Genomic DNA, 13,039 nt, shown 5'->3' with positions numbered 1-13,039 from the left:
CCCCGGGTCACGAAACATGCCGTTGACAGTCCTCAGCCGCGGCGGGCGATCAGCCAGGCCCGCACCCCGAGGACGCCGACCGTGCTGCCGATGACGAGCGAGGCGGCGATGAGGATCGCGTGCACCCAGAGGAACGACGTCGGGGTCCCGTCGGCGAACGACCGGTCGTCCTTGTAGATCGCCACCGCGAACCGGGGCCAGATCACCCACGTCCACACACCGACCGCCACCAGGAACGCCGCCCACCGCTTCGTGATCACCACGCGGGCAAGTATCCCAGCGCCCCGCGGCGGGACGGCTCACGCGGTCAGGTGCTCGGCGATCCGCCGCCAGCCGGCCCGGATCTGCGCCGGATCCGGCGGGCCCACCGGCGCCGGGCTCACCGCGACGTCCAGGTCGTCGCCGTCGTGGTCCGGGCCCTCCGCCTCGGCCCGCAACCGCCCGATCTCGGCACGGACCGCGTCGACCCCGTCCAGCACCAGCAACGGCTCGACCACCGCGAGCAGTTCGTCGTCGGCGACCACCTCGCGGGCCAGGGCCAGCGCGTGGGCGCGCTCGTACGGCCCGCAGACCACCGGCTCCCACTCCTCCTGGTCACCGAGGGAGCCGAAGGTGATCACCCACGGCAGGGCGGCGACGGGCGAGCCGGCCGGCAGGTGCAACGTCACGAGGGTGCCCATCGGCCCATCATCGCGGCCGGGCGTGCCGTATCCAGGTGTTTTGCCCCACGGGGACGGTTTTATCGTCAGCGGCCAGGTCGACCACGCGACCGTGCGGGCTGGTCGCCGCCCAGGCCGCCCCGAAGAGCAGGATCTGGTTGAAGACGTACAGGTAGACCAGAGCGCCGACGGCCGAACCGACCAGCCCGTACGCCGGGTTGCGCTCGACTATCCCGACGAACGACTTGCCCACCGTGTTGAGCAGCATCAGCCCGATGCCGACCTGCATCACCGGCGGGCCCATCCGGCGGGCGGTCATCCGCAGCCGGGGCACCGCGGCCAGCAGCGCGGCGGCCAGCAGCATGTTCACCGCCAGCGTGCAGACGAAACCGATCACCGACAGGATGCCCTGGAAGCCACCGCCGGCCAGCCAGTGCAGCAGGGTCTCCAACCCGTACACCGCCAGTTGGGTGAGGGCCAGCAGGAGCAGCACACCGATCAGCACCAGCAGGTCGAGCGCCTGGCGGATGCCGAAGTAGCCGGGCTGTTCCCGCAGCTGCCAGACCAGCCGCTGCGAGGACCGGATCGCCTCGACCCAGCCGATGCCGGTCAGCGTCAGGCCGACCAGGCCGACGATGCCGACCGTCTTCTTGGTGTCCAGAATGGCCTGGATATCAAGGAACGGCAGATTGTGCCGCAGGAAGTCCTGGACCAGGTCGAGCAGCGCGACGTTGTTGGTGATCAGGAAGCCGAACACCGAGTAGCCGATGAGCAGCAGGGCGAAGACCGCGAAGAAGCCGTAGTAGGCGATGGCCGCGGCCAACCGCCCACCCTGGACCTCCTCGTAACGCAGGATCGCCCGGCAGAAGTGATCGAAGTAGGGCGACCGGTAGCGCCACGTCGTTATCCGGGCCTCCGCCGCGGTGAAGGCTCGGTCGATCGGATTCACGCGCCGACCGTAACCGACGCCACACCGATCGCGGCTCAGCGCCCGGCGTCACCAAGCGAAAAGTCGCGCCGCGGCCGCCACGGGCCCTCGCCGCCGTGCGAGAACAGCGTGAAGGACGCGACCTCGAACCGGCAGGAGAACCCGGCCAGGTCGTCGAAGACCGCGTCCAGCGCCTCGGGCGACACGTCCTGCGCGACAGTGACATGTGGATGGTACGGAAAGCGCGCGTCCCGCCGGATGTCCGGCGAGCTGGTGATCGCCTCGGCCAGCAGCTCGCACTCGCTGATGCCCATCGCCAGCGCCACGAAGACCACCTCGGTGATCGGCCGGAACGTGCCGGTCCCGCGCAGGTGGACGGTGAACGGCGGCTGCGCCGTGGCCAGCGCCTCCAGATGCTTCTCCACCGCCGGGAGCGCGTCGGTGGCCACCTCGGTCGGGCCGAGCAGGGTGACGTGCGCCGGCGTGTAGGCGGCCTGCGGATCGCCGGCCTCGGCACGCCGGCGGGTCAGCGCCGGCCCCCAGGGATCCGGGATGTCGATCGCCACGCCGATGCGGGTGAGGGCCGCGTCGGTCACCGGATCAGGCCTCCCGTGCGGGGCTGAGGAAACCCACGTTCTCGTACGCCTGGGCGAGGGTGGCCGCGGAGACCGCCCGCGCCTTCTCCGCGCCGACGGCGAGGACCTTGTCGAGCTGGGCCGGGTCGTCGAGGTAGAACCGGGTGCGCTCCTGCAGCGGCTTGACGAACTCCACCAGCACCTCGGCCAGGTCCTTCTTGAGGTCGCCGTAGCCCCGGCCGTCATACGCCTCGAGGAGGTCGTCGATGGTCCGCGCGGTGAGCGCCGCGTAGATGGTCAGCAGGTTGCTGACGCCGGGCTTGTTCTCCACGTCGTAGAGGATGTCGCGCCCGGTGTCGGTGACCGCCGACTTGATCTTCTTGGCCGAGCGGGCCGGGTCCTCGAGCAGCTCGATGATGCCGTTCGGCGAGGAGGCCGACTTGGACATCTTGATCGACGGGTCCTGCAGATCGGCGATCTTCGCGGTGTCCTTGACGATGTGCGGCGACGGCACGGTGAAGGTCTTGCCGAACCGGGTGTTGAAACGCTGCGCGAGGTCACGGGTGAGCTCGAGGTGCTGCCGCTGGTCCTCGCCCACCGGCACCTGGTCGGCCTGGTAGAGCAGGATGTCGGCGGCCTGCAGGATGGGGTAGGTGAACAGCCCCACCGTGGTGCTGTCCTGCCCCGCCTTGGCGGACTTGTCCTTGAACTGGACCATCCGGTTGGCCTCGCCGAACCCGGTGATGCAGCTCAGCACCCAGCTGAGCTGGGCGTGCTCGGGCACGTGCGACTGCACGAAGAGGGTGCAGCGCTCCGGGTCGAGGCCGACCGCGAGCAGCTGCGCCGCGGACACCCGGGACCGCTGCCGCAGGACCGCCGGGTCGTGCCCCATCGTGATCGCGTGCAGGTCGACGACGCAGTAGAACGCGTCGTGCGTGTCCTGCATGGGGACCCAGTTGCGCACCGCGCCGAGGTAGTTGCCGAGGTGGAACGAATCGGCGGTCGGCTGGATGCCGGAGAGGACACGCGGGCGGCGGACGCTGTCGGACATGAGGGCCATTGTGTCAGTCGCGGCGCCCGGATGCCCAACGCCCCCTGTCCTCCTCCCGTGACACTGAGCAAGCCCCAGCCGCACAGATTCGATGATGGAAAATGTTTGTTGATGTTGACTTCTGATCGTTTGCGAGCGAGACTGAAAACCTCTTCGGCCCCTGCGTAGGCTCGGGCTGATCGGATTCCAGCCGCCCGCCAGAAAGGCCCACCCTCGTGAAACTGCTCGTCACCGGTGGCGCCGGCTACGTCGGTAGCGTCACCAGCCGTCTGTTGCTGGACGCAGGCCACGAGGTCGTCGTGCTCGACAACCTGCGCACCGGGTTCCGGGAGGCCGTCGCCCCGGACGCCACCTTCGTGCAGGCCGACATCGCCGACGCCGCCCAGGTGCTCACCCCGGACGCGGGCTTCGACGCCGTCCTCCACTTCGCCGGCCTGATCGCCGCCGGGGAGTCGATGGCCAAGCCGGAGCTCTACTGGCACGAGAACGTGGTGAAATCGCTCGCGCTGCTCGACGCGATCCGCGCCGCACGCGTACCCCGGGTGATCTTCTCCTCCACCGCCGCGGTCTACGGCAACCCGATCGAACTGCCCATCCCGGAATCCGCCGTCAAGGCCCCCACCAGCACGTACGGGTCGACCAAGCTGGCCTTCGACCTGGCGCTCACGTCCGAGGCGTTCGCGCACAACCTCGCCGCCGTCTCACTGCGTTACTTCAACGTGGCCGGGGCGTCCATCAGCGACAGCCACGAGATCGGCGAACGGCACGACCCGGAGACCCACCTCATCCCGATCACCCTGCAGGTGGCCGCCGGCAAGCGGGACAAGCTGCAGCTGTTCGGCGACGACTACCCCACCGTCGACGGCACCTGCGTCCGCGACTACATCCACGTCGAGGACCTGGCCCGCGCACACCTGCTGGCGCTGGACGCCACGGTCGCCGGCGAGCACCGCATCTACAACCTGGGCAACGGCAACGGCTTCTCGAACCGGCAGGTCGTCGAGGCGGCCCGCGAGGTCACCGGCCACGCGATCCCGCTCGAGGTGGCACCGCGCCGCGACGGCGACCCGGCCACGCTGGTCGCCTCCTCCGAGCGCGCCCGCGCCGACCTCGGGTGGGTGCCGCGGAAGAACACGCTGCAGGACATGATCGGTGACGCATGGACCTTCTACCGGAAGCACGTGGCGTGACATGAGCATTGAGAAGACCGCCGTCAAGGCGTTCAACGCGGCGTACGGGACCGAGCCCGCCGGCCTGTGGGCCGCGCCCGGCCGGGTCAACCTGATCGGCGAGCACACCGACTACAACGACGGCTTCGTCCTGCCCTTCGCCCTGCCGCAGCGCACCGTCGCCGCGGTCGGGCCGGCACCGGACGGCCGGTTCGCGGTCTGCTCCACGCTCGCCCCCGAGCCGGTGAGCTTCGGCGTGACCGCACCCGGTGAGATCACCGGATGGGGCGCCTACGTCGCCGGCGTCGTCTGGGCGCTGCGCGAGGAGGGCCTGGAAGTACCGCCGGTCCACATCGCCATCGCCTCGGACGTGCCGCTCGGCTCCGGCCTGTCGTCGTCGGCGGCACTCGAGTCGTCGGTGCTCACCGCGCTGATCGACATCGGCGGGCTGAACGTGCCGCTGGAGCGCCGCCCGGCCATCGCCCAGCGTGCCGAGAACCTGTACGTCGGTGCCCCGACCGGCATCCTGGACCAGTCCGCCTCGATCCGCTGCCAGGAGGGCAGGGCCCTGTTCCTGGACTGCCGGTCGTACGAGGTGGAGCAGATCCCGTTCGACCTGGCCGCCGCCGGCCTGGCCATCCTGGTGGTCAACAGCAACGCCCCGCACCAGCACGTCGACGGGGAGTACGGCGCCCGCCGCAAGAGCTGTGAGGCCTCCGCCTCGGCCCTGGGTGTCCGGGCGCTGCGCGACGTGTCCGTCGAGGAGCTCCCGCAGGCGCTGGAGCGGCTCGATGACGAGGTGATGCGCAAGCGCACCCGGCACATCGTCACCGAGAACCAGCGGGTGCTCGACACCGTGGCCCTGCTGCGCGCGGGCAAGGTCAGCGAGATCGGACCGCTGCTGACCGCCTCGCACGCCTCGATGCGCGACGACTTCGAGATCACCGTGGACCAGGTCGATGTGGCCGTGCAGGCGGCGCTGGACGCCGGGGCGTACGGCGCCCGGATGACCGGCGGCGGCTTCGGCGGCTGCGTGCTGGCCCTGGTCGACGCCGCCCGCGCCGACGAGACGGCGGCCGCGGTCGCCGCCGCGTACGCCGAACGGGGTTTCACCGCACCCACCAGCTGGGTGGCCGTCGCGGGCCCGGGCGCGGCCAAGCTGTAGCGCTGCCGGCCGGTTCCGTGGCGCCAGGCGGGACCGGCCGCCATCACCCGCAGGAGCGAGACCAGAGGCTCACCGACCGGCCGGACGGCTATGGTGTCCGGCATGGGGGTAAGCCCACCGTATCTTCACGATGACACCGAGCAAGGTGTGATCGTCAGCGTCGACGCCGCCGAGGACGTCGCCGTCTCTCTGCTCACGGTTCGGGGCCCCTGGGACGACCAGCTCCGATGCAACGCCACGGCCAGTCTGCGCCAGTGTTTCGGCGCGCGGCCGGACGGTCTCGTCGTCGACCTCTCCGGCCTGGGCGACCCGCACTGCGAGAGCGCGCCCACCTGGGTGACCGCGCAGCACGCGGCGGCCCGGATGCAGCCGCCGATGCCGTTCGCCCTGTGCATTCCGCCCGACCTGCCGCTCGCCGGGCGGATGCAGGGGTTGAGCGCCGGGCGGTTCCTGCCGGTCTATGCGAAGGTGCGGCAGGCCCGGGTGGCCCTCGCCGGGCGGATACCGGGCGCCGACCGGCTGAGCGTGACCCTGCGGCCCGACCCGGACGCGCCGAGCGTGGCCCGCAACCTGGTCGGCGACGCCTGCCTGGAGTGGGGCCTGACGCATCTGCTGCACCCGAGCCGGCTGGTGATGTCCGAGTTGGTGACGAACGCCGTCGAGCACGCCGGGACGCAGATCCGGGTGGTGGTGACCCGGCGCTGCGGCGGGTTGCACCTGGCGGTGACGGACGGCAATCCACGGCTGCCGCGGGTGTTACGCCCGGTCCGGCCGCGCCGTGACATGCCGCTCGACGAGCGGGGCTGTGGTCTGCGGACGGTGGCGGAGACCGCGGTGCTCTGGGGCGCGACGCCGACCGAGAGCGGAAAAGTGGTGTGGGCGACGGTTCGGTGAACCGCCGCCCATGTCCCGCCTGTGGTTTCTCAGTGCGCTTCGATGATCATTCCGGCGGCGACCGTCCGGTTGGTCGACTCGTCGATCAGGATGAAGCCGCCGGTGGTGCGGTTCCGGCGGTACTCGTCGGCGAGCAGCGGCACCGTGGTGCGCAGCTTGACCCGGCCGATCTCGTTGAGCTTGAGCTCGCCGGCGTCCTCGTCGCGGTGCAGCGTGTTGACGTCCAGGCGGTACTGGACGCCACGCACCACGGTCCGGGCGGTCCGGGTGGTGTGCTTGATCGTGTACTTGCCGCCGACCCGCAGCGGGGCGGTCTCGTCCATCCAGCAGACCATCGCCTCGACGTCCTGCGCGACGGCGGGGGCGTTGTTCGGCCGGCAGATCAGGTCACCACGCGAGATGTCGATCTCGTCGTTCAGCCGGACCGTCACCGACATCGGCGGGAAGGCCTCGTCGACCGGGCCGTCGGCGGTATCGATCGACGCGATGGTGCTGGTCATCCCGGACGGCAGGACCATCACCTCGTCCCCGGGCTTGAGGATGCCGGAGGCGACCTGCCCGGCGTACCCGCGGTAGTCGGTGACGGTGGTGGACTGCGGGCGGATCACGTACTGCACCGGGAAGCGCACGTCGACCAGGTTGCGGTCGCTGGCGATGTGTACGTGCTCCAGGTGGTGCAGCAGGGACGGGCCCTCGTACCACGGGCTGTTGTCCGAGCGGGAGGCGATGTTGTCGCCGTTGAGCGCCGAGATCGGGATGATCGTCAGGTCCGGCGCGTCCAGTTTCGCGGCGAACGAGGTGAACTCGTCGGCGATCTTGTCGTAGACCGCCTTGTCCCAGTCGACCAGGTCCATCTTGTTCACGCAGAGCACCAGGTGCGGCACCCGCAGCAGGCTGGTCAGGAAGGCGTGCCGGCGGGACTGCTCGACCAGGCCCTTGCGCGCGTCGACCAGGATCAGCGCCAGGTCGGCGGTGGAGGCGCCGGTGACCATGTTCCGGGTGTACTGGATGTGCCCGGGGGTGTCGGCGATGATGAACTTGCGGCGCGGGGTCGCGAAGTACCGGTACGCCACGTCGATCGTGATGCCCTGTTCCCGCTCGGCCCGCAGGCCGTCGGTGAGCAGCGCGAGGTTGGTGTACTCGTCGCCGCGGGAGGCGCTGGCGACCTCGACGGCCTCCAGCTGGTCCTCGAAGATCGTCTTGGTGTCGTAGAGCAGGCGCCCGATGAGGGTCGACTTGCCGTCGTCCACACTGCCCGCGGTCGCGAAGCGCAGCAGGTCCATGCCCCGCCCGGCGGACGCCTCCGGCTCGAGAACTGCCTGGCTCATCAGAAGTAACCCTCTCGCTTACGGTCTTCCATCGCGGCCTCGGAGACCTTGTCGTCGCCGCGGGTCGCGCCGCGCTCGGTGATCCGGGTGGCGGCGACCTCGTCGATCACCTTGTCGACGGTGTCCGCCTCGGAGAGCACGGCCGCGGTCTGCGACGCGTCGCCGACCGTGCGGTACCGCACCCGGCGCACCTCGGAGGTCTCGCCGTCACGCAGCCGGATGAACTCGTTGACCGCGTAGAACATCCCGCCACGCTCGACGACCTCACGGTCGTGCGCGTAGTAGATGTCGGGCAGCGGGATCTGCTCCTTGGCGATGTAGTGCCAGACGTCCAGCTCGGTCCAGTTGGAGAGCGGGAACACCCGGATCGACTCGCCGGGGTGGTGCCGGCCGTTGTAGAGCGACCACAGCTCGGGGCGCTGGTTCTTCGGGTCCCACTGGCCGAACTCGTCGCGGAAGCTGAACATCCGCTCCTTGGCCCGGGCCTTCTCCTCGTCGCGGCGCGCGCCGCCGAAGAGGGCGTCGAACCGGTATTTCTCGACCGCGCTGAGGAGCACCGGGGTCTGGATCCGGTTGCGGGTGCCGTCCGGCAGCTCGCGCACCTGTCCGGCGTCGATCGCCTCCTGCACGCTGGCGACGACCAGGTTCAGGCCGAGGCCGGCGACGCGGCGGTCGCGGTATTCGAGCACCTCGGGGAAGTTGTGGCCGGTGTCGACGTGCATGACCGGGAACGGGATGCGGGCGGGGGCGAAGGCCTTCTCCGCCAGCCGCAGCATCACGATCGAGTCCTTGCCGCCGGAGAAGAGCAGCACGGGGCGCTCGAACTCGGCCATGACCTCTCGCATGACGAAGATGCTCTCGGCTTCGAGAGCATCCAGGTGCGAGACACGATAGGGCTTCGTCTGGCTCATGGGTTCAGTCCCCAGACCTTTCTCCGGGTCTGCCGGGCATGGTCATCCTGCGATTTTGCACGGTCGTGGCCGAGACGTCATTGTGTCGGAAGATGCTTCTGCAGCGCAGCAAGCAACCGAGGAGCGAGATCTTTCCGACAAACGACGAGGTCGGGTAACTTCGGGTCGGCCTGGTTGTAGATTAATGGAGATCCATCGATACGTGACGCGTGCAGACCTGTGGCCAACGCCACAGCGACCGGCGCCGCGGAATCCCATTCGTACTGCCCACCGGCGTGCACGTAGGCGTCGGCGTCACCGCTGATCACCGCGGCGATCTTCACCCCGGCGGAACCCATCGGCACGAGTTCCGCACCGATGTCCTCGGCCAGCGCGGTCACGAACGCCGGCGGCCGGGTGCGGCTGGCCGCGATCCGGATCGCTCCCCCGGTCGCCGCCTCCAGCGGCAACGGCGGGTACGCCGGCGGGTGGTCGGTGGCGATCGTACGGTGCTGAGCCGGCATCGCGACCGCGCCCGCGGCCAGGCACGACGGGCTGGAACAGTCGGCGGTCCAGAGCGCGACGTGCACGGCCCAGTCGTCGCGGCCCTCCTCGGAGAACTCGCGGGTGCCGTCCAGCGGATCGACGATCCAGACCCGGGAGGCGCCCAGCCGCTCCGGACGCGACACCACGGCCTCGCCCTCCTCCTGCCAGGCCGTCCGGGACTGGTCGTCCTCCTCGGAGAGCACGGCGTCGGCGGGCCGCCAGCGGGCCAGTTCGGCGCGGATCAGCTCGTGTGCGGCCTGGTCACCGGCGGCCTTGAGCGCCTTGCCGTCCGCGTACCCCATCTCCGCACGGACCTCGAGAAGCGCCTGCCCGGCGCGTTCCGCGAGCCAGCGGGCGAACGCGGCGTCGATGACCGGTGGTGCACCCCCGTCGGAGGCGGCGTCCCGCGGTCCTGCAATGCGCGCTGACGTCTTCGTCTGCTCGCCCATCGTTGAGGTCTCCTCACTTCAGTACGCCCCGGACGACCGCACCACCGCGGTGACGGTCCTGAGCAGGATCACCAGGTCCAGGCTCAGCGACCAATTCTCCACATAGCGCAGGTCCAGCCGAACCGCCTCTTCCCACGAGAGATCCGACCGGCCCGACACCTGCCAGAGACCGGTCATGCCCGGCTTGACGGCCAACCGTCGTCGCACGTCGTCGGCGTAGACGGCCACCTCCGGCGGAAGCGGCGGTCGCGGACCCACCAACGACATCTGCCCCAGCAGGACGTTGAGAAGTTGCGGGAGCTCGTCGAGCGAGAACCGGCGCAACCATCGCCCCACCGGAGTGACCCGCGGATCGTCCCGGATTTTGAAGAGCACACCGTCGTGCTCGTTGAGGTGTTTCAGCTCGTGGAGACGAGCCTCGGCATCGATGTACATGCTGCGGAACTTGAAGATCCGGAAATGACGGCCGTCACGTCCCACACGCACCTGGCGAAAGAGTACCGGTCCCCGGGAGGTGAGTCCCACGCAGAGCGCCACGCCCAGCAGCACCGGCCCGGCGAGGAACAGCAGCAGCAGGGCCCCCACACGATCGACCAGCTCCTTGACCAGGCGCGATCCGCCGTGCAGCCGGGGATGCTCGACGTGCAGCATGGGCAGGCCGTCGAACGGCCGAATGGTGGTACGCGCCCCGGCCACATCCACCAGGGCACTGGCCACCACCAGGTCCACCTCGTCGCGTTCCAGACGCCACGCCAGCCGCCGTACCGCCGCACCGTCCAGCTCGGGACAGCTGAGCACCACCACGGTGTCCGCGTCGGCCAGCGCGACCGCGTTCGCGACGTCCTCGAAGGTGCCGTAGACCGGCAGATCGGCCACCCCGACACCGTCGTGGTCCGACGGCAGGCAGGCGCCGACCACCTCCAGCCCGTGATAACGCTCCCGGCGCAGCTGCCGGGCGATCCCGATCACCGACAGCTCGTGACCGACCACGATCACCCGGCGCAGGTTCTCGCCCCGGTGCCGGGACAGGTGCAGCCGCTTGCGCAGGGCGAACCGGAACAGCACCACGGCGGCCACCGCGGCGGGCAGGGCGACCAGGACGTACGAGCGGGCCAGGTCCAGATTGAGGGCGTACGACACCATGGCCGCGCCGGCGATCAACCCGACGCCGCCCCGGATCACCCGCTGGTACTCGTCCGCGCCGACGAACAGGTAGCGGCGCTCGTACGCCCGGAACACCGCCAGCACCGACAGCAGCGCGGCCGGCAGCACCGCCGAGAAGAGCATGTACCAGCGGTTGTACTCGGTGACCGTCTCGCCGAAGCGGATCATGAAGGTGACCACTCCGGCGACCACGCCGGTGGTCAGGTCGGTCAGTACCAGGGCCCGGACGTACCGCCGCTCCCACAGCTGGCGGCGCGACATCGCGGCGTGCCGTCCCCGGTTGCGCCCGGCCGGATTCCGGGTCGGACGGTACCGGTCGGACGCCTGATTACGGGACGGGTCGGGGACGCCCCGGACGGCCTGCGGCGGGGCGTTGCCGGGCCGGGGGATGCGCTGCGGGGCCGGCGGGAGGGAGACGGTCGTCTCGCAGTCGTCGGAAACGTCCTGCGACATCCGGCGAGCCCTCCGTCCCGTCAACGGGCGCCCGGTCCGAGTGCGCCCGTGTGACCAACGGATGGACAGCAAACAACGTCACGGCAGACAAGCCGGACAAAAACCCATCAACTTCCGTGGTACTTGTTCTGCGCCCACTCGACGCCCTCGGTGATCACCGCCTCGACCACATCGGCCGCGCGATCCACCAGAAAATCCAGCTCCTTGCGCTCCGACGAGGAGAAGTCGGCAAGCACGTAATCCGCCGGATCCTGCCGGCCCGGCGGACGGCTGATACCGACCCGGACCCGCGCATACTCCTTGCTGCCCAGCGACTTCGACATGGACCGCAGACCGTTGTGGCCGCCCTCGCCGCCACCGCGCTTCACGCGCACCTGACCGAACGGGACATCCAACTCGTCGTGCACCGCGATCACATTGGTCACCGGCACCTTGAAGAACTGCGCCAGCGACGCCACCGGGCCACCCGACAGGTTCATGTACGTCAACGGCTTCAACAGGACCAGCTTCGGACCGCCGAAACCCAGCCGGCCCTCCGCCACATCCGTGTGCGCCCGCTTCGCCCGGCCGAACTTGCCACCCACCCGGGAGGCCAGCAGATCAGCCACCATGAAACCCACATTGTGCCGGTTACCCGCGTACTCCTTGCCCGGGTTCCCCAGGCCGACCACCAGGAACGGCGCCTCGTCGCTCACCCTTGCCTCCGCTCTGACCCGCATACAACATCAGGGAAAGTGCCCAACGGCACTTTCCCTGATGACTCGCCTTACCGCTGCTGCGCGCAGACCTACTTACTCCGCGCTGTCGCCGCCCTCGGCAGCGTCGCCCTCGCCCTCGGCGGCGACAGTCGACTGCGCGGCGGTGATGTTCGCCAGGACGACGTCGGCCTCGACGGCCAGCTCGACACCGCTCGGGAGCTTGACGTCACCGGCAGTCACGTGCGAACCGGCCTCGAGACCGTCGATCGACACCTCGAGCTCGGCCGGCAGACGCAGCGCGTCGGCGACCACCGCGACGGTGTTCGACTCGTGCACGATCAGGGTGTTCTTGGCGGCCTCACCGGTCAGCGTCACCGGGATGTCGACCTGGATCTTCTCGCCACGCTTCACGATCAGCAGGTCCACGTGCTCGAACGTGTCCTTGATCGGGTCGCGCTGGATCGCCTTCGGCAGGGCCAGAGTGGCGGCCGCGTTGCCGGCGATGTCGATGGTGAAAATCTGGTTGATGCCACCGTGACGGATGGCGGCTGCGAACTCACGCGCCGGGAGCGCGATGTGCTGCGGGGCCTCGCCGTGGCCGTAGAGCACGGCAGGCACCAGACCCGCGCGGCGCGTACGACGGGCACCACCCTTGCCGAACTCGGTACGGGGCTCGGCGCTGATCTTTACCTCGGACACGGGAAACTCCTGAAACTCTTCGATGCGGGCTGCGGCTAAGTCTGCGGCTGCGGTATCCGGCAGTGCTACGGTGTGGCCGCCGACGGCGCTGAGACCGTCGTCGGCGCTGCCGGGCAAGAGGGCGCGCTGGGCACAGGCCCGGAGCACCGCGCCGATGACGGCGCCTCAAGCGAACTGCGATCCCCAGCAGCCCGAGGATTCTTAGCAGCCCGCGATGCACCCTCGCCGTGGCAACCGTACTAGCCTACCTGCCACGATCGTGCCCCGGTCAGCGGGTCCGCCCGACCGACAGCCCTGACGGCAAAAATGACCTCGTTGATGCAACTTGCACCACACAGATGAGGCGCCCGTCGACGACGGGCGCCCCAAAC

14 protein-coding genes are annotated in these 13,039 nt (G+C 69.8%); 3 read left to right on the top strand and 11 right to left on the bottom strand.

Annotation, left to right across the window (positions count from 1 at the left end; all coding sequences use genetic code 11):
• Positions 1–32 precede the first annotated feature (32 nt).
• From QSK32_RS18620 to trpS, 5 genes are read right to left on the bottom strand one after another with little or no spacing between them, the layout of a single operon-like run.
• Positions 33–263: an SCO4848 family membrane protein gene (locus QSK32_RS18620; RefSeq protein WP_045740051.1), complete on the bottom strand. Its 231-nt coding sequence runs from the start codon at positions 261–263 to the stop codon at positions 33–35.
• Between the two features lie 36 nt (positions 264–299).
• Positions 300–680, bottom strand: coding sequence for a hypothetical protein (locus QSK32_RS18615; protein ID WP_045740052.1), 381 nt, complete (start codon positions 678–680; stop codon positions 300–302).
• Positions 681–687: 7 nt separating this feature from the next.
• Positions 688–1,608 carry a YihY/virulence factor BrkB family protein gene (locus QSK32_RS18610; RefSeq protein ID WP_285472630.1) on the bottom strand — a complete coding sequence of 307 codons (921 nt, stop codon included), beginning with the start codon at positions 1,606–1,608 and terminating at the stop codon, positions 688–690.
• A gap of 35 nt (positions 1,609–1,643) precedes the next feature.
• Entirely contained in the window at positions 1,644–2,183 is a 540-nt protein-coding gene (locus tag QSK32_RS18605; protein ID WP_285472629.1) for a 2'-5' RNA ligase family protein, read from the bottom strand.
• 4 nt (positions 2,184–2,187) lie between these two features.
• The gene (trpS, locus tag QSK32_RS18600; protein ID WP_045740205.1) at positions 2,188–3,213 is read right to left on the bottom strand and encodes a tryptophan--tRNA ligase; all 1,026 of its coding nucleotides are present in this window, start codon (positions 3,211–3,213) and stop codon (positions 2,188–2,190) included.
• A gap of 215 nt (positions 3,214–3,428) precedes the next feature.
• On the opposite strand from trpS, the gene galE reads away from it, so the two are divergent.
• The 3 genes from galE to QSK32_RS18585 all read left to right on the top strand — a co-directional run bounded on the left by galE (position 3,429) and on the right by QSK32_RS18585 (position 6,441).
• Positions 3,429–4,403: a UDP-glucose 4-epimerase GalE gene (gene galE / locus QSK32_RS18595; RefSeq protein WP_045740055.1), complete on the top strand. Its 975-nt coding sequence runs from the start codon at positions 3,429–3,431 to the stop codon at positions 4,401–4,403.
• 1 nt (position 4,404) lies between these two features.
• Positions 4,405–5,547: a galactokinase gene (galK, locus tag QSK32_RS18590; RefSeq protein WP_045740056.1), complete on the top strand. Its 1,143-nt coding sequence runs from the start codon at positions 4,405–4,407 to the stop codon at positions 5,545–5,547.
• Positions 5,548–5,694: 147 nt separating this feature from the next.
• Positions 5,695–6,441, top strand: coding sequence for an ATP-binding protein (locus tag QSK32_RS18585; RefSeq protein WP_245673793.1), 747 nt, complete (start codon positions 5,695–5,697; stop codon positions 6,439–6,441).
• A 29-nt stretch (positions 6,442–6,470) separates the two neighbouring features.
• Here QSK32_RS18585 and cysN read toward each other — a convergent pair whose 3' ends face one another.
• From cysN to QSK32_RS18555, 6 genes are all read right to left on the bottom strand, one after another.
• The gene (gene cysN, locus QSK32_RS18580; protein ID WP_045740058.1) at positions 6,471–7,769 is read right to left on the bottom strand and encodes a sulfate adenylyltransferase subunit CysN; all 1,299 of its coding nucleotides are present in this window, start codon (positions 7,767–7,769) and stop codon (positions 6,471–6,473) included.
• Entirely contained in the window at positions 7,769–8,680 is a 912-nt protein-coding gene (gene cysD, locus QSK32_RS18575) for a sulfate adenylyltransferase subunit CysD (protein ID WP_045740059.1), read from the bottom strand. The genes cysN and cysD overlap by 1 nt, the downstream gene beginning before the upstream one ends.
• Positions 8,681–8,757: 77 nt before the next feature.
• Complete coding sequence (locus tag QSK32_RS18570) at positions 8,758–9,654, bottom strand: 3'(2'),5'-bisphosphate nucleotidase CysQ (protein ID WP_083448745.1); 897 nt, start codon at positions 9,652–9,654, stop codon at positions 8,758–8,760.
• Between the two features lie 18 nt (positions 9,655–9,672).
• On the bottom strand, positions 9,673–11,271 hold the full coding sequence (locus QSK32_RS18565) for a sugar transferase (protein ID WP_083448746.1): 1,599 nt from the start codon (positions 11,269–11,271) through the stop codon (positions 9,673–9,675).
• 107 nt (positions 11,272–11,378) lie between these two features.
• A complete protein-coding gene (gene pth / locus QSK32_RS18560) occupies positions 11,379–11,990 on the bottom strand; it encodes an aminoacyl-tRNA hydrolase (protein ID WP_211275265.1) in 612 nt (203 codons plus the stop codon).
• A 72-nt stretch (positions 11,991–12,062) separates the two neighbouring features.
• Positions 12,063–12,668, bottom strand: a complete 606-nt coding sequence (locus QSK32_RS18555) for a 50S ribosomal protein L25/general stress protein Ctc (protein WP_045740061.1) — start codon at positions 12,666–12,668, stop codon at positions 12,063–12,065.
• Positions 12,669–13,039: the final 371 nt, after the last annotated feature.

The organism is Actinoplanes sp. NBRC 101535, from assembly GCF_030269225.1.
GTDB classification, from domain to species: Bacteria; Actinomycetota; Actinomycetes; order Mycobacteriales; family Micromonosporaceae; genus Actinoplanes; species Actinoplanes rectilineatus.
The sequence above is the reverse complement of the archived record's forward strand: the minus strand, read 5'-3'. Positions and strand labels throughout refer to the sequence as shown.

Bases quoted from the DNA above. Each gene is read 5' to 3' on its own strand.
- QSK32_RS18615 (WP_045740052.1), bottom strand. From the start codon at position 680: ATGGGCACCCTCGTGACGTTGCACCTGCCGGCCGGCTCGCCCGTCGCC.
- trpS (WP_045740205.1), bottom strand. From the start codon at position 3,213: ATGTCCGACAGCGTCCGCCGCCCGCGTGTCCTCTCCGGCATCCAGCCG.
- galK (WP_045740056.1), top strand. From the start codon at position 4,405: ATGAGCATTGAGAAGACCGCCGTCAAGGCGTTCAACGCGGCGTACGGG.
- cysN (WP_045740058.1), bottom strand. From the start codon at position 7,769: ATGAGCCAGGCAGTTCTCGAGCCGGAGGCGTCCGCCGGGCGGGGCATG.
- cysD (WP_045740059.1), bottom strand. From the start codon at position 8,680: ATGAGCCAGACGAAGCCCTATCGTGTCTCGCACCTGGATGCTCTCGAA.
- QSK32_RS18570 (WP_083448745.1), bottom strand. From the start codon at position 9,654: ATGGGCGAGCAGACGAAGACGTCAGCGCGCATTGCAGGACCGCGGGAC.
- QSK32_RS18565 (WP_083448746.1), bottom strand. From the start codon at position 11,271: ATGTCGCAGGACGTTTCCGACGACTGCGAGACGACCGTCTCCCTCCCG.
- pth (WP_211275265.1), bottom strand. From the start codon at position 11,990: ATGCGGGTCAGAGCGGAGGCAAGGGTGAGCGACGAGGCGCCGTTCCTG.